The sequence below is a fragment of the Nostoc sp. LEGE 12447 genome, assembly GCF_015206985.1.
GTDB lineage: Bacteria > Cyanobacteriota > Cyanobacteriia > Cyanobacteriales > Nostocaceae > Nostoc.
In genome coordinates this window covers 1-16,160 of the sequence record NZ_JADEXT010000014.1, presented here as the reverse complement: position 1 = coordinate 16,160, position 16,160 = coordinate 1, and the positions used below count along the sequence as shown (strand labels likewise).

Genomic DNA, 16,160 nt, shown 5'->3' with positions numbered 1-16,160 from the left:
CAATAACCAAAGAAGGGACATTCTTAGTCAGTTTTTCTTTATTTAAATATTGAATTCTAACTATAAGTCCCTGCTGTTTCACTTGTTACTGTAACAGGTTCTGACACGATATCATCTATCTTATTAAACTCTCCAGCCCGCCAGCTATCTGTTGTATCCTTGATAAAACTAGCAATAGGAATTGCAATTAACAAACCCAGCACCCCTCCTAACTTTGCCCCCAACAACAAAGAAATCACTACCCATACAGGATTTAAACCAGTTAAATTACCCAGAATTCGAGGTGCAACAAAATTAGAATTAACTTGGTCGATTGCAACGGCTATACCTAATACTTCAACTCCTAACCAAAAGTTTTGCAATGCCACCAAAAGGCTTACTATGGCAATACCGAATCCTGTACCAAAGGGGAAGAGAGAAAATAAACCAATCCCGATACCAAAAAGTAAAGCCAAGGGAACTCGCAGCGTCAAAAACGCCAGTGTAATTGTCACCCCCAATACGGCTCCCAATGTTGCTTGACCAATAAAGTAATTGTGGAAGTCTTCTCGCAGTAATTCCCGCAATCTTAACCCAATGTTATGGGGAAACCACTGAAATATTCCGTCCCAAAGACGTTCGCCATTTAATATTAGATAGACAGTTAGCACTACCGCCAGCAACACATTGAGAACAATACCAATGGTGTCAACGGCAAAACCAAGAATTCTACCAGTGAAAGACTGAAGTTGGTTAGATAATCGTTCCAGAACTTGGGTAAATAACCCGCTTAAATTAATGGGAAGCTGTTGCTGACTTAACGCCCAATCCTGGAAAGTTTGGAGTTGCTGAGTACCAGAATCAATCCAACTTGGCAAAATATTGGCTAGCTCAACGAGTTGTTGGATAATTAAGGGAACTAAGGTAATGCCTAAAGCTACTAAAATCACTAGAGTTAAAAGCAACACTCCTGCGATCGCTAGGTTACGTTTTACCCCTTGTTCTTGCAAAAACTGGATTGGATAGTTCAAGACAAATGCCAGTAGAATGGCGGCGGCAATAATACTAATCAATGGCTGAAAATACTGCACCACCTGGAGCAATAGCCAACCGTTGAGAATAATAATCGGAAATGCCAATCCTATAGTTAACCATCGCGGTAGTTTGTTTGCTGATTGCATTAGTGATGACTCCACAAGAGTTATAACTTTATTTTGGCTGCTAGGAGAGGAGGCAGGGGGGCAGGGGGCAGGGAGCAGGGGGAGAAAAATTAATAATCCAATGCCCAATGCCCAATTCCCAATTCCTATTAAGATTGATTTCTCTCCATAAAATCCAACATAATTTGCCGATGCGTATTCCCCAAAGGGCGTACTTCGCGGGCGTTTTGCGAATAACAGTTACCTTGGTGAATATCTTCTGGGGTCAATAATCCCATATCCCAACCTTCATTTAAAACCAGTTGATTTAATTCCACCAATAGTGGTGCATGAAAGACATGACGGACAACTCTTTCGTCGGTATAACAGCCAAATTCCACAAAGGGTGGTAGCTCATAGCCGATTTCTTCTAAAATTTCTCGCTTCACTGCGACATCTGGGGTTTCACCAGGTTCGATATGACCGCCAAATAGCGCCCAGTAACCAGGGTAGAGAATACCGGGGATGTTATCGCGTAGTTGCATGAGAAACTTGTTTTCTTGATAGAGAATTGCGATCGCTACATGCACCGGTTGATTGTTCATATATTATTAATTTTTAATTGCTGATTACTCTTCTTCTAGATAAACTTCCCCCAATTCTTTACCACCTAAAGGGATGCTTTGGTAGCGAATTTTACCCTTAATCACCACTTGCGCTCCCTTCGCTAGATTTTTTTGATTGGTGATAACCCAAATTTTGCCAGTCGAGTCATTAATTTGATAAGCCCATTGCTTCATCAGAGGAGCTTGTTTTTCTACCTGACCTTGGATGTAAACTGTAGTCCGATTGTCTTGTTTTGGTTTAATTTCTCGAATTGGCGTGACATTGCTACCAATTTGGAAATTAGTCCCATTCAAGCCTGATGAGGTTAAACTACCACAACTACAAAGTCCTCCCACCAATAAAAAAATCAACCCCAGGCGGTAGGAAACAATACTATGCGCGGATAAGAACGAAAGGGACAAATTTCTTGTTTGTTGCATGAAAGCCACTGATTGAGCAAATTTTTGCTTCACTGCTTGCTTTGTCGCCAGTTTCATTAGGTCAGTTCCCATCTATAATATTCTTTCTCTGCGGTTTCAGAAACACGCTCTCAACTGAGCAAAAAATGTTCTGAATTTCAGCCTGCAATTCTTTATTCTTCAGATAAAGCCGTTGATCTGAGAAAATAAGCATTATGGATTGACTGTGAGAGAAACGCTACAACATCAAGCAAATACACAATAATAGTTAAAAGTCAATAAGCAATATTTTTCTTCTAGACTTTTGGATAAAAAGCGAATTAATTTATAGTTAGGAATTTTTATGGAAACAAAAACTGCCAAACTCCTTGATGGGAAAGCAATAGCCGCAAAAATTCAGCAAGAACTTTCTGTAGCGATTACACAATTACAACCAGAAATTGGACGACCCCCTGGTTTAGCAGTGTTAATGGTTGGCGACAACCCAGCGTCAGCCGCTTATGTCCGCAATAAAGAAAAAGCCTGTGCAAAAGTTGGCATCGCCTCTTTTGGTAAGCATTTTCCTACCGAAACTACCTTTGGGGAGTTACAAGAGGTCATTGCTGCACTAAACCACGATGAACGGGTGGATGGAATTCTTGTGCAGTTACCCTTACCTAAGCACTTGGATGGTGTGGCTCTGTTACATCAAATTGATCCCGATAAAGATGCTGATGGACTGCACCCAGTTAATTTAGGGCGATTAGTACGGGGAGAAATCGGTTTACGCAGCTGCACCCCGGATGGTGTGATGCGGCTTTTGCAGGAATATGAGATTCCATTGCAAGGAAAACAGGCAGTAGTGGTGGGACGGAGTATTTTGGTGGGTAAACCTATGGCGCTGATGCTACTAGAAGCTGATGCTACAGTCACGATCGCTCACTCGCGATCGCATGACCTCAAAAGCATCACCCAAAATGCTGATATTCTAATTGCAGCAGCAGGTCGTCCCGGACTCATCACTGCTGATATGGTAAAACCAGGTGCTGTTGTGGTAGATGTGGGAATGAATCGTGTCACCGATGCTAGTGGCAAAAGTCGCTTAATTGGCGATGTTGACTTTGAATCAACTGCTGGTGTAGCAGGATTTATCACCCCCGTTCCTGGTGGTGTTGGTCCTATGACTGTTGCCATATTGTTACAAAATACTTTCACCAGCTATTCCAGAGCAGCAAGAAAATGAAAGAGAGTGATGAGTTAAAAGTTAAGAATTATTAATCCTAACTCTTGTACAGACGCGATTAATCGCGTCTCAACTCCTAACTCCTAATTCCTAACTCATAATTGTGAACTCTTCATTTTTTCAGCCCCACAGCACCTTAAAATTGTGACGTATAAGACAAAAATCCCAAAGTGTCAGGAATTGAAGAATGGTAGCAACTGATAACGTTCAAAAGACACCACCAGAGGAAGCCACATTTAACTTAGTAGCCTATCTCAAAGAGCGACAAAAGCTTTGTGATAATGCTTTAGATCAGGCTATCCCCATCATTTATCCAGAAAAGATTTATGAGGCGATGCGCTACTCGTTATTAGCTGGCGGCAAGCGTGTACGTCCCATTCTTTGCCTTGCTACCTGTGAAATGATGGGCGGCACTATCGAAATGGCTATGCCAACAGCTTGTGCTGTGGAGATGATCCACACAATGTCTTTGATTCATGACGATCTCCCAGCGATGGATAATGACGATTACCGTCGGGGAAAGCTGACAAATCATAAAGTCTATGGCGAAGATGTGGCGATTTTGGCTGGGGACGGCTTGTTGGCACTCGCTTTTGAGTTGGTTGCCCTCAAAACCCCCCAAAGCGTTAACAGAGAGCTAACCTTGCAGGTAATTGTTCGTCTTGGTCGGGCGCTGGGGGCAGCGGGTTTGGTCGGTGGTCAAGTTGTCGATTTAGAGTGCGAGGGGAAATCAGATATTTCTCTAGAAACGCTAAATTTCATTCATAGACACAAAACATCCGCCCTTTTGGAAGCTTGCGTAGTTTCTGGCGGGATCATCGCTGGGGCATCAACTGAAGATGTGCAGCGACTAACCCGTTATGCTGAAAATATTGGGCTAGCATTCCAAATCATAGATGATATTCTGGATATCACTTCTACAAAAGAGCAATTAGGCAAAACAGCTGGTAAAGACCAAAAAGCAAAAAAAGTGACCTATCCTAGCCTTTGGGGACTTGAAGAATCACGCTTAAAAGCCCAAGAGCTAGTTAAAGTAGCTTGTGCAGAATTAGAACCATTTGGAGACAGAGCCAAGCCACTCCAAGCGATCGCTCATTTCATTACTAGCCGCAATAACTAGCAACGCTTTGCGGAATTCTAAATTCTTATCCCGTAAGGGTTTCATTGATTGGGAATGGGTGGTTTCTTTACACGATACTGTACTACTACCGCCCAGCAGAATTGAAAATTCAAAATTCAAAAAGCTAATTTAATCAGCTTTTAGACAATTTTGAATAATTCATCTGTTTTCGCCGTGATGTACTAGGTTAATTTTGGATTTTGGGTTGAATCTAAATGTTTCCTCAACCAACAAACGCTGCTAATATTTACTAACCTAACCAAAATACCATGCAGGACATAGGCAACATTTTAGACAACCGGGTGCTGCTGGTTGCTCTGGTCGCTTGTTTAATTGCTCAAGCATTAAAGCTCGTAGTCGAGATCATCAAAAATCGCAAACTGAATATCCGTGTTTTAGTGACAACGGGAGGTATGCCCAGTGCCCATTCAGCTTTAGTTACAGCTCTAGCGGCTGGTGTAGGGCAAACACTTGGTTGGGCATCTCCTGATTTTGCCGTTGCGATGGTTTTTGCCATCATCGTCATGTACGATGCAGCCGGAGTTCGCCAAGCGGCTGGTAAGCAAGCTCGTATCCTCAATCAAATGATTGATGAATTATTTCATGAAAAACCAGACTTTAGCCAAGACCGTCTGAAGGAATTACTCGGACATACACCAGTTCAGGTAATAGCTGGGTCGGCTTTGGGTATAACCATTTGTTGGTTAGCTAGTTTTGCTTATTTAAACTAGGGTAATAAATCCTTGTTTGAGCGACTATTTTTAATTGGGAACTGGTAATTTGTCAGCTGACAAATTACCAACTTGGTAGATCGCATCAGTATTCTAGAAAACTTAATATCACTACAATCGCACAGTTGAGCGCAGCAGAATCACTTTACGGCTATCTACTATGCTGGCAACAAAACCGCCATTGTTCAGCTTCTGCAATGTATTGTATGCTTCACTTTGATTGGTGGTATAAACTGCCAACAAGTAAGGGCGTTGTCCATAAGAAACAAAACCGACGTTGCCTCCTACTGCTTGCTGTACGCTATTTACTAGTTCAGGACGATTGTAATAATCTACCAAAACTGCATAACCCTCTCCTAATGCTTGAGGATTATAGTTAACTGTTTGCTGAAGTGGCTGTTGCTGTAGTTGTGGCTGTGTTTGTGCCTGTGTTTGTGGCGGCTGTACATCTGCCGTTGTTGGTCGAGTGGTGATGATAGCAGACAAGCCAACAATATTACTTACATACCTTGCCCATCGATTGGCATCATCAATCTTTTTAAACCCCCCTATCCGCGTCACAGTTTCGTTGAGATATTTGCAGGTAATGGTTTTGAGTTCAGGCGGTAAGGCGCTACGCAACTGCTTTTGATTATCAGCTGTGGGACTGACTACCAATAAAAGATACTCACCCGAAGTCGGTGGTTGACAAGCAGGAATGGCTTGTTGGGCAAAAACAGAACTCATGCCACCAATCAACCCTGCAATCGCTAATCCTAAAACACTTGGTAAAGTCTGAAATCTATGCACAAAAGTTAGATTATGTAAATCAAGGTGTCTTAGAAGATTTTATAAGAAAAAAGCTGAAAACCTACTTACTTCAGTGTGGGAATGGAAGGACTGTTACAAAACATATTTTCTTCTTAGCAAATAAAATTGGAGTAAAGAAGGGAATAGGTTATAGGTTACAGGGTACAGATTATTCCCTATAACCTGTCACCTATCACCTCTTCCCCATGCCCCATTCCTCATTTTTAAGATACGGTAGCAAGCGATGCCAAAGCATCTGGTATTGTCTCAGAAGGAGCCTGGAATTCTCCAGTGATAACGTACTCTAAACGCAGTTTTAACCAAGTAATAAATTGGGGATTAGTTGAAATAATTGCTACTGATGGTTGGGGACACTTTGCCTTGATTTGTGCAAATTGGGGTGCTTCCAAAAAAGCTGGTTGCTCAACCAACCAAAAATCTATTTGTTTTTCTTGTTCGTGGTAGTGACGAGTGCGTTCTTTGATAACTTCATGTATAGGTTCTTCTTGGAGAAGAAAGCGTTGGCTAGCCAAAACGTAATAGTATGTTTGCATTTTCATCCTTTGGTTGCTGTGTGAATAATGTAAGGGCACAGTACGACATTCTGTACCCTTATCAACTAACTCTTACGGGATTTCTTGAACCAAGAACTGAACGGACAAGCACTTCCCGACTTTTGGGCATTTGTCTGTTTGCCACCAGATGTTAGCTTTTCCAAGAACAGATTATTGTCGAAGTAATGTTCTAAGGAAATAACCTTCAAGTCATCGGTAACTTTTGCAATGCTCATGCCGATAATTTCTATTGTCTCTCCAGTAGGTGCATGGCCTTTATATTCTCCGTTAAAATGTCCCCAATGCCGCCATTTGAATGTGACATTTGGTGGCCCTGAGAAAACTTCCAGAACTTCCCAAGGAAATCCTTGGGGAAATGTTGTATGGAAGACTTTTGCGGATGATTCAAAGGTTTCTTCTGAAGCTTTGTAATGCTCTGAATCAGGCATAAATAGATTGTAAGTACCTTGGGCTGATAAATCTGCTGCGGTATACTCTACTCCGCCATTGGTACTCACTCGAAACTGTTCATTGACAATAGATAACCACTGTTGTGGGTTAGCTTTGAAAGATACCTCCATCTCGAAGGTTCGCACTAAGTTTTGTACGATCGCTTCCAGTGTACCTTCAAGGTGATTGTGGATACTTTCTTGGGCAAGATTTTCTTTGGAACGAGAATAATCAGGCGGTGTCTGATAGCGCCACTCGACATCAGTGCTTTCTGCTATCACTTTATCTCTATCCTGTACCCAAAGTGGCAGGTTGTTAGACTGTGTTGCGCTCATAGAAGTTTTTGCTGAAGATTTGATCCCAATTTCCAGATTTCGCAGTGACAACCCCTCTAGGTTATAGGTTACAGGTTATAGGTTATAGGTTATAGTTTCTTCCCCTATTCCCTATTCCCTATCCCCTGTCACCTCTGATAGCTTGTTTCATCTCGCGGACTGCCCTTTCTATACCTACTAATGCTGCCCGACTGATGATGGTATGACCAATGTTCAGTTCTTCCATGCCTGGAAGCGCAGCCACCGGATAGACGTTCCAATAGGTGAGTCCATGACCAGCGTTGACTCGCAATCCAGCTTGAATCGCTTGTTGACAACCTTTAGCTAATATGGCTAATTCTCGGTGGCGATTTTTTTCATCCTTAGCCTCAGCATATTGTCCGGTATGCAATTCGATAAACTGCGCCTGTATCTTGACAGATGCTTCGATTTGTGCTGGTTCGGCATCGATAAATAAACTAACTGGAATGCTAGCGCTTTGCAATTTATCGACTATCTCACCTATTCTAGCAATTTGGCCAATAATATCTAGTCCGCCTTCTGTTGTGACTTCTTCGCGCTTTTCGGGGACTAAAGTCACGTAATCTGGTTTGATATCGAGAGCGATCGCTAGCATTTCTTCTGTTGCGGCCATTTCTAAATTAAGATGCGATCGCACTGTTTGCCGCAATATACGCACATCCCGGTCTTGGATATGCCGCCGATCTTCGCGCAGATGTACCGTAATTCCATCAGCGCCCGCTAATTCTGCCAGCACCGCCGCCGCTACCGGGTCTGGTTCTACCGTCCGCCGCGCTTGCCGGATGGTGGCAATGTGGTCAATGTTAACGCCAAGTGTAGGCACCCCAAATTTCTCCCAATTCCACAATCCTCAGAAATTGATTTTACCGGAAATTGGGGAAGTTTTGCTTGAGATTTAAATAGGGCTTACGCGTCACATATAAAGAGTTTCTATCTCCTACCTCCTCCCCCAATACGGTTTGGATAAGCATTTTTCACTTTCCTTGAGGTCTGGGTAAGGGGTAAAGGGTAAAAATTTATTCAAAACCTTTTCCCTTTCCCCTTTAATCGAACCGTATTGCCTCCTCCCCCTGCCCTCTGCCTCCTCCCCCTTGCCTCCATTGACAAAACTGAGTTAGCAAAAGCTACTTTTTGGGCACAATACTTTAAATAAATAGCTAATTTATGAAGAGTTGATGAAGTATGAATATAGCAGTTAAGCCGATGGACAAGCTTTTTAACTATCAAATTAGCGAACAACTTTATGCAGGCTCTAGAACCTTAGTTTATCGTGCAATTCGAGAGGCTGATCAACTTCCGGTTGTAATCAAACTGCTACAGCAGGAGTATCCTACCTTCAACGATCTGCTGCTATTCCGCAATCAATACACGATCGCTAAAAATATTGACTTACCTGGTATTGTTCATCCCTACAGCCTGGAACCTTACCGTAACAGCTATGCTTTGGTGATGGAGGATTTTGGTGGTATTTCCCTCAGAGATTGGATGAACGAAACAATAAGGGGTAAGCAACATACTTTGACAGAGTTTTTGGAAATTGCGATCGCTCTAAGCAATATTCTCGACGGACTCTATCGCCATCGGATTATCCATAAAGATATCAAGCCTGCTAACATCCTCATCAACTCAGAAACTCAGCAAGTCAAGTTCATTGACTTTAGTATTGCCTCTCTTTTACCCAGAGAAACCCAAGAAATTCACAGTCCTAATGTCTTAGAAGGTACTCTTGCCTACCTTTCTCCAGAACAAACCGGACGGATGAATCGCGGAATTGACTATCGCAGTGATTACTATTCTCTCGGCGTTACCTTCTATGAATTGCTGGCTGGACACTTACCCTTCGAGTCTAACGATCCGATGGAGTTGGTTCACTGTCATATTGCCAAGGAACCAGAAAAATTAGGGGGCAGAGGGCAGGTGGTCACTGAGCGTAGTCGAAGTGGGACAGGGGGCAGGGGGGAAGAAGAGATTCCCCAAGTTCTTTGTGACATTGTGATGAAATTGATGGCGAAAAATGCTGAAGACCGCTATCAGAGTGCATTAGGGCTGAAATTTGATTTAGAAAAATGTTTGTCTCAATTGCAAGAAACTGGAGAAATCAAATCCTTTCAATTAGGTGAGCGGGATATTTGCGATCGCTTCATCATCCCAGAAAAACTCTATGGTCGCCAAGACGAAGTTGAAAGCTTACTGAATGCCTTTGAGAGAGTCAGTCAGGGAAGCACTGAAATTATGTTAGTAGCAGGCTTCTCTGGTATTGGCAAAACTGCTGTGGTTAACGAAGTCCACAAGCCAATCGTGCGACAACGAGGTTACTTCATTAAAGGTAAATTTGACCAATTCCAACGCAACATTCCTTTCTCTGCCTTTGTGCAAGCTTTTCGAGACTTAATCAGGCAACTGCTGAGTGAAACTGACACTCAATTCGAGCAGTGGAAGTGCAAAATTCTCTCTGCTTTGGGTGACAACGGACAAGTGATGATTGAGGTGATTCCAGAACTGGAAAGTATGATTGGTAAACAGCCTCCTGCGCCGGAACTCTCTGGGAGTGCGGCACAAAATCGCTTCAAGTCGCTGTTTTTGAAATTCACTCAAGTCTTCACTGCCTTAGAACATCCATTGGCAATCTTTATTGATGATCTGCAATGGGCAGATTCTGCTTCTTTAAAGTTAATGCACTTGTTAATGAGTGAAGTTGACATCGGCTATCTACTATTAATTGGTGCTTATCGAGATAACGAAGTTAATCCAGTACATCCCCTGATGCTGACTTTGCAAGAGATTCAGAAGTTGGGTGCTACAGTCAATACAATTACCTTAACTCCTCTCGATCAAACGTCTGTTAATCACTTGGTTGCAGATACATTGAGCTGCTCCCTAGCATTAGCCACACCGTTAACAGAGTTGATATTGAGCAAAACTAAAGGTAATCCTTTCTTCAGCACCCAGTTTCTCAAAGCTCTACATCAAGAAAAACTAATTACATTTAACCCCCCTCAGTCCCCCCTTACCAAGGCGGGAAGTCAAGGGGGTTGGGAATGTGATGTTGCTCAAGTGCGATCGCTCGCCCTTACTGATGATGTAGTAGAGTTTATGGCAATTCAGCTTGAAAAGTTGTCAATAGAAACTCAAGAAGTTTTGAAATTAGCGGCTTGTGTGGGAAACCAATTTGATTTAGCCACGTTAGCGATCGTCTCTGAACAGTCTGAGGCAAAAACGGCAGATAAGTTATGGAAAGCACTTCAAGAAGGATTTATTATTCCTAGCAGTGACGTTTACAAATTCTATCAACAACAATCATTGGTAAATAGTCACAATGACTATGGAAAAATAACCAGCAGCTACAAATTTCTTCACGATCGCATTCAGCAAGCTGCTTATTTACTAATTCCTGACAATCAAAAGCAAGTTACTCACCTGCACATTGGACGTTTGCTGCAACAAGCGACGGCTGTAAATGAACGAGATGAGAAAATTTTTGCGATCGTCAACCACCTTAATCAAGGGGTCACTTTGATTAGCGATCAGCAGGAGCAACAGGAACTCGCGCAGTTAAACCTGGCTGCTGGACATAAAGCCAAGGGTGCAACAGCTTATGCAGCAGCTTTAAACTATTTCAACACAGGTATTGCCATACTAACGAGTAATTGCTGGCACAGCCAATACAATCTCGCCCTCATCTTGTATGAAGGAGCAACAGAATCAGCTTACCTCTGCACCGATTTTGAACAGATGGAACAGTTAGCTGATGTGGTACTGAATCATGCTCAATCCTGGCTAGATCGGGTAAATATCTACAGTATTAAAATCCAGGCTTGTATGGCACAACATCAGCAGCTAGAAGCCTTGCAATTAGCACGAGAAATCCTCAAGCATCTGGGAGTGTATTTGCCGGAACAACCCACCTCAGTAGACATCGAACAGGCACTGAGGCACACCCAAACCTTGCTTAATGGCAGGTCAATTGAATCTTTGTTGGAATTACCGCAAATAGCCGCACCGGAGAAAAAAGCGGCAATGGTTATTTTATCCAGTATTATTTCTGCGGCTTACCAAGCTGCTCCTGAACTTTTGCCTCTAGTGATCTTTGCCGAATTCGATTTATCAGTAGAATACGGCAATGCTCCAGAATCGACTCATGGCTATGTAATGTATGGGTTGACCTTGGTTGCTACATTGGGAGATATTGACGCAGGCTATCGGTTTGGGCAACTGGGGATGAATCTTATGCAACGCATCTATGCCCCCAAGCTAACTGCTAAAACCATTTTTGCCTTTAACTGCTTCCTTAGACATTGGCAAGAACCTGCAAAATATACCTTGGAAGGATATTTGCAAGCCTATGCCAGTGGGCTAGAAAGCGGTGATATCGAGTATGTCGCTCTCAGCCTGATGTGTTATTGCTACACAGCTTACTGGAGTGGTCAGGAACTATCTGCCTTAAGACAAACGATAGATGTGCATCGCAAGGTCATTCAGCAATTGCGCCAGGATACCTGTCTGCACACACAAAGTATTTATCATCAGGTTGTAGTCAATTTGTTGGAGGCTGTGCTTGAACCTGAGCGATTGCTTGGCGAATACTGCCACGAAGATGAAATAATTCAGCTTTACGTCAAAACGAATCAGGGAGCAGGACTATATCAGGTTTATTTCAATAAACTTTTCCTTTCCTACCTTTTCCAAGACTATGAAAAAGCTCTACAAAACGCCCAACTTGCAGAACCGTATTTGGGCGCAATCACAGGACTAGTGATTCTTCCTCTGTTTTACTTTTATGATGCACTAGTTCGATTAGCGGTTTACCCAACTGCCAGTAAGACAGACCAAATCAGCATTATAGAACGCGTGAGGGGTCATCAAGAAAAACTCAGCATTTGGGCGGATTATGCACCAAGCAATCAAGCTCACCGCCATGCTTTAGTTATTGCGGAAAAATGTCGAGTTTTGGGGGCAAAAGCCGAAGCAATTGAGTATTACGATCGCGCCATTGCTAAAGCCAAAGAAAACGAATACCTCAACGAGGAAGCTTTAGCTAATGAACTCACAGCTAAGTTTTATTTAGAATGGGGCAAAGAACGCATTGCCCAAGAATATTTGATTAATGCTTATTATTGTTACACTCGCTGGGGTGCTAAAGCCAAAGTTGATGATTTAGAACAACGTTATCCAAGGCTTCTAGCGCCTATTTTACAACAGACGCGTTCACGAAGTGACTCTGCGATCGCAAATATTGACAGCATTACTACCTTGCACTCAAGCACTAATAAATCACCAACATCTAGCAGCAGTGCATCAGTAATGCTAGATTTGGCAACGGTTCTCAAAGCCTCTCAAACTCTTTCTAGTGAAATTGAACTGGATAAATTACTTACGAAGCTGCTACAAGTGGTAATTGAAAATGCTGGAGCCGATAAGTGTGCGTTACTACTGCTCAAAGAAGGTAAATTGCTAGTTGAGGCGACCACTGAAGTTGGACAGCAATCAAGGTTGTTACAGTCCATTTTTGTAGAAGATAGCGCAGACATTCCTCATAGCCTAATTTATGCGGTTAAACGCAGCCTGCAACCTACCGTCATCCTTGATGCAACAGTGCATCCGATGTTAATGGCTGATCCCTACATCATGCGTCAGCAACCCAAAAGCTTGCTGTGTACACCGATTCTCTATCAAGGCAAACTATTAGGGATTTTGTATTTAGAAAACAATCTGGTTGCTGGGGCGTTTAGCAGCGATCGCGTCGAAATTCTCAATTTGTTATGTACTCAAGCTGCAATCTCCCTGGAAAACGCCCGACTTTATCAGCAAGCACAAGATATTTTAGAAAACCTTAGACAGACGGAACAATTTTTGCGGTTAATTATCGATAATATCCCGCAGTCTGTTTTCTGGAAAGACCGCAATAGTGTTTATTTAGGCTGTAACCATAAGTATGCTCAAACTTTTGAGAATGGAGTGTCTGAAAATGTTATTGGTAAAACAGACTACGACTTTTCCTGGACTCGTGAGCAATCAGATTCTTTTGTAGAGTGCGATCGCCGCATTATGGAGTCTGGACAAGCTGAACTCAACATTATAGAAACCGTGCTGAAAGCTGACGGAAAACAAATCTGGTCGAATACCAATAAAATTCCGCTACGAGATAAAGAAGGAAACGTTTTTGGCATTCTTGGTACTTCTGAAGACATCACCGAATACTACCAAGCACAACAATTGCTGCAACAGCAAAAGCAACAATTAGAACAAGCTTTGCGAGAACTCCAAACGATGCAATTGCAATTGGTGCAAGGTGAAAAAATGTCTGCTCTTGGTAATCTGGTGGCAGGTGTCGCCCATGAAATAAACAATCCTATTGGTTTCATTGCCGGCAACATTGAACCAGCCAAAGATTATATTAAAGACTTGTTTGCACTGATTAATCTTTATCAAGAGAAGTTTCCTAATCCTGGCTCAGATATTAAAGACGAAATTGATGCCATCGACCTGAATTATTTACGTGAAGATTTACCTAAATTACTGGACTCAATGAAATTGGGTGTTCAGCGTATCCGCAGCATCAGTACCAGTTTGCGAACATTTTCCAGAGCAGATAAGGATTATAAAGTTCCTTTTGATATTCACGAAGGCATTGACAGCACTATTCTAATTCTGAGACATCGTTTAAAAGCTAACGAAAATCGTCCGGCAATTGAGGTGGTGAAGAATTATGGCAAACTCCCCCTAGTCGAATGCTTTGCTGGACAACTTAATCAAGTGTTTATGAACTTGTTAGCAAATGCCATTGATGCCCTTGAACAATACAATACAGAACGGAGTTTGGAAGCAATTCTAGCTAACCCCAATTGCATCACCATTCAAACCCGTGTAGCAAACTCAGGTCAGGATATCTTGATTAAGATTGCCGATAATGGGGTGGGGATGTCACCGGAGGTCAAGGAACGAGTATTTGACCATTTATTCACTACCAAGCCTGTAGGAAAAGGCACTGGATTAGGATTAGCGATCGCTCGTCAAATCGTGGTAGAAGGACATGGCGGTTCACTCTCCTGCACTTCAGAACTTGGACAGGGCACAGAGTTTGTCATTCAAATTTCTACTCAACAACAATAATTAGTGCTGAGTGCTTTAGCGGTAGCGGGGCGTTTAGCCCGTGCTGAGTGCTAGAGTAATTTCCACTTCAATACTTTTCGGTTTTTGGGGTAAAGGGAAGGAAAAAACCTGATAGTTTCAAGCAGCAAGCACTGTTAAAAACACGGCAAGGTGAGAATGATATTAATAATTGGTTAGCCATTCAGAAGCCAGAAATTAAAACTTTGGCAAATTTTGTTGTGGTGCGATCGCTATTGTTCAAGCTTTATCAACAAACCTAGACAAAAATCATACAAGTGATTTTTTGGCTAATTTCTACCCTCATTCTCAAAGACGATATACTTTAAGAAAGTTGATTTTTGAATTTAATCTGCTGTAACAGCTACTACATCAACTCTCTGAGGTGATATGCTTTTAAAACTGCAACAAATTATTGTTAAACCTGGTCAACAAATGTTGCTCAAAGATATTAGTTGGCAGCAGTTAGAAAACATTTTAGAAGAAATGGGGGAAAGACGTGCTGCACGTATCTCTTATAGTCATGGTTGGTTAGAAATTATGGTTCCCCTACCAGAACACGAAAAAGATAAAGAACTTATTGGTGATTTAGTCAAAATTTTGTTAGAAATTTTGCAAATAGATTTTGAACCTTTTGGCTCGACTACGCTTCAAAATGAGCGGATGCAACAAGCAGTAGAACCAGATACTAGTTTTTATATTCAAAATCAAGCTGCTGTTATTGGAAAAAATCGCATTGATTTAACTATAGACCCACCACCAGATTTAGCAATCGAAATTGATATTACTTCTCGCACTCGATTTGAAAATTATAAAATTTTGGGAGTTCCTGAACTTTGGCGACATACACAACAAGGTTTAGAGATTTATTTGCTAAAAGAAAGTAAGTATATAAAATCTGGCTCTAGTCCTAATTTTCCTAATATTCCAATTATTGAATTAGTGAATAAATATGTACAGCAGTGTTTAACAATTGGTAGAAGCCAAGCTATGCGTAATTTTCGAGATTGGGTTAAAGATAATTTATAACAATGTGATCGCTATTTTGAAATATAAAAATCAAGAAGTGTGATCGCTATTAAATAAAGTTGCCAAATTCAGGTTGAATCGGCACAAAGTTATTTTGTTTAATTTTAACTAATTTGATATCATGATTTGTGCAATTGCCAGATGAAAAGTGAATTTTTACTGTTTAACGACTAACTCGAAAATGGTAACTGTACAATAGAGTTTTTGTGCAAAAATTCAGCAAAGAGAAGCATCAGCACCTAATTATTTTCGTCAAGACTCCCAGTTTGTTGAAGACTTTTTATCATCTCTTGCCCTTGTTTTGTTAAAATTAGATTGGCATAGGCTTGACCAGCTTGCTGTTCTCTTTGACCATTTTGCTTAACTACTACGTAGAAAATAGCAGGTAATGGATATTCACTACTGTAAATTGCTTCGATATTAACTCGGTTACGCTTACCAGCACCACATTGAGCAGGTGACACGAAGTTTTGTCTTTGGTATGGATAGAAGGTTTTACCCTCCGTGTTAATAATAGGTAAAGTCTTAACTCTAGGGACTTCCAGAAAATAAACTATTCCATCACCAATAATGATAATCATTTTAGAGGGGAATGAAGGGGCTGCCGTCGGCAGCCCCTTCATTCCCCTTTTGTAGTAATTTAAATAATGACGCTTGTT

Annotated in this window: 12 protein-coding genes and 1 pseudogene; 5 read left to right on the top strand and 8 right to left on the bottom strand. The window is 41.7% G+C overall.

The window, feature by feature from the left end; genetic code table 11:
• Positions 1–56 precede the first annotated feature (56 nt).
• From IQ274_RS16150 to IQ274_RS16140, 3 genes are all read right to left on the bottom strand, one after another.
• Entirely contained in the window at positions 57–1,160 is a 1,104-nt protein-coding gene (locus IQ274_RS16150; RefSeq protein ID WP_163938901.1) for an AI-2E family transporter, read from the bottom strand.
• Between the two features lie 128 nt (positions 1,161–1,288).
• Positions 1,289–1,723: an NUDIX hydrolase gene (locus IQ274_RS16145; protein WP_179074001.1), complete on the bottom strand. Its 435-nt coding sequence runs from the start codon at positions 1,721–1,723 to the stop codon at positions 1,289–1,291.
• 24 nt (positions 1,724–1,747) lie between these two features.
• Positions 1,748–2,236, bottom strand: coding sequence for a hypothetical protein (locus IQ274_RS16140; protein ID WP_175586993.1), 489 nt, complete (start codon positions 2,234–2,236; stop codon positions 1,748–1,750).
• A 250-nt stretch (positions 2,237–2,486) separates the two neighbouring features.
• Between IQ274_RS16140 and folD the strand changes: the two genes are divergently transcribed.
• From folD to IQ274_RS16125, 3 genes are all read left to right on the top strand, one after another.
• A complete protein-coding gene (folD, locus tag IQ274_RS16135) occupies positions 2,487–3,365 on the top strand; it encodes a bifunctional methylenetetrahydrofolate dehydrogenase/methenyltetrahydrofolate cyclohydrolase FolD (RefSeq protein WP_163938864.1) in 879 nt (292 codons plus the stop codon).
• A 187-nt stretch (positions 3,366–3,552) separates the two neighbouring features.
• Entirely contained in the window at positions 3,553–4,485 is a 933-nt protein-coding gene (gene crtE, locus IQ274_RS16130; protein WP_163938862.1) for a geranylgeranyl diphosphate synthase CrtE, read from the top strand.
• Positions 4,486–4,754: 269 nt separating this feature from the next.
• A complete protein-coding gene (locus IQ274_RS16125; protein ID WP_163938860.1) occupies positions 4,755–5,216 on the top strand; it encodes a divergent PAP2 family protein in 462 nt (153 codons plus the stop codon).
• A gap of 111 nt (positions 5,217–5,327) precedes the next feature.
• Here the strand turns inward: IQ274_RS16125 and IQ274_RS16120 are convergent, their stop codons facing one another.
• The 4 genes from IQ274_RS16120 to IQ274_RS16105 all read right to left on the bottom strand — a co-directional run bounded on the left by IQ274_RS16120 (position 5,328) and on the right by IQ274_RS16105 (position 8,188).
• Positions 5,328–6,005 (bottom strand): hypothetical protein, encoded by a 678-nt coding sequence (locus IQ274_RS16120; protein ID WP_185585794.1) that lies wholly within the window; start codon positions 6,003–6,005, stop codon positions 5,328–5,330.
• A gap of 224 nt (positions 6,006–6,229) precedes the next feature.
• Positions 6,230–6,559 (bottom strand): MgPME-cyclase complex family protein, encoded by a 330-nt coding sequence (locus IQ274_RS16115; protein ID WP_012410129.1) that lies wholly within the window; start codon positions 6,557–6,559, stop codon positions 6,230–6,232.
• A gap of 65 nt (positions 6,560–6,624) precedes the next feature.
• Positions 6,625–7,344, bottom strand: coding sequence for a SnoaL-like polyketide cyclase (locus IQ274_RS16110; protein ID WP_194142854.1), 720 nt, complete (start codon positions 7,342–7,344; stop codon positions 6,625–6,627).
• A 118-nt stretch (positions 7,345–7,462) separates the two neighbouring features.
• Entirely contained in the window at positions 7,463–8,188 is a 726-nt protein-coding gene (locus tag IQ274_RS16105; protein ID WP_194142853.1) for a pyridoxine 5'-phosphate synthase, read from the bottom strand.
• 359 nt (positions 8,189–8,547) lie between these two features.
• Between IQ274_RS16105 and IQ274_RS16100 the strand changes: the two genes are divergently transcribed.
• On the top strand, positions 8,548–14,475 hold the full coding sequence (locus IQ274_RS16100; protein WP_194142852.1) for an AAA family ATPase: 5,928 nt from the start codon (positions 8,548–8,550) through the stop codon (positions 14,473–14,475).
• Between the two features lie 387 nt (positions 14,476–14,862).
• Positions 14,863–15,501 carry a Uma2 family endonuclease gene (locus IQ274_RS16095; protein ID WP_194142851.1) on the top strand — a complete coding sequence of 213 codons (639 nt, stop codon included), beginning with the start codon at positions 14,863–14,865 and terminating at the stop codon, positions 15,499–15,501.
• A 239-nt stretch (positions 15,502–15,740) separates the two neighbouring features.
• Here the strand turns inward: IQ274_RS16095 and IQ274_RS16090 are convergent.
• A pseudogene (locus IQ274_RS16090) lies at positions 15,741–16,160 on the bottom strand (hypothetical protein); the annotation flags it as partial.

Excerpts from the sequence above, each read along its gene's own strand:
- IQ274_RS16150 (WP_163938901.1), bottom strand. The coding sequence starts at position 1,160 with ATGCAATCAGCAAACAAACTACCGCGATGGTTAACTATAGGATTGGCA.
- IQ274_RS16145 (WP_179074001.1), bottom strand. The coding sequence starts at position 1,723 with ATGAACAATCAACCGGTGCATGTAGCGATCGCAATTCTCTATCAAGAA.
- IQ274_RS16140 (WP_175586993.1), bottom strand. The coding sequence starts at position 2,236 with ATGGGAACTGACCTAATGAAACTGGCGACAAAGCAAGCAGTGAAGCAA.
- folD (WP_163938864.1), top strand. The coding sequence starts at position 2,487 with ATGGAAACAAAAACTGCCAAACTCCTTGATGGGAAAGCAATAGCCGCA.
- crtE (WP_163938862.1), top strand. The coding sequence starts at position 3,553 with ATGGTAGCAACTGATAACGTTCAAAAGACACCACCAGAGGAAGCCACA.
- IQ274_RS16125 (WP_163938860.1), top strand. The coding sequence starts at position 4,755 with ATGCAGGACATAGGCAACATTTTAGACAACCGGGTGCTGCTGGTTGCT.
- IQ274_RS16115 (WP_012410129.1), bottom strand. The coding sequence starts at position 6,559 with ATGCAAACATACTATTACGTTTTGGCTAGCCAACGCTTTCTTCTCCAA.
- IQ274_RS16110 (WP_194142854.1), bottom strand. The coding sequence starts at position 7,344 with ATGAGCGCAACACAGTCTAACAACCTGCCACTTTGGGTACAGGATAGA.
- IQ274_RS16100 (WP_194142852.1), top strand. The coding sequence starts at position 8,548 with ATGAATATAGCAGTTAAGCCGATGGACAAGCTTTTTAACTATCAAATT.
- IQ274_RS16095 (WP_194142851.1), top strand. The coding sequence starts at position 14,863 with ATGCTTTTAAAACTGCAACAAATTATTGTTAAACCTGGTCAACAAATG.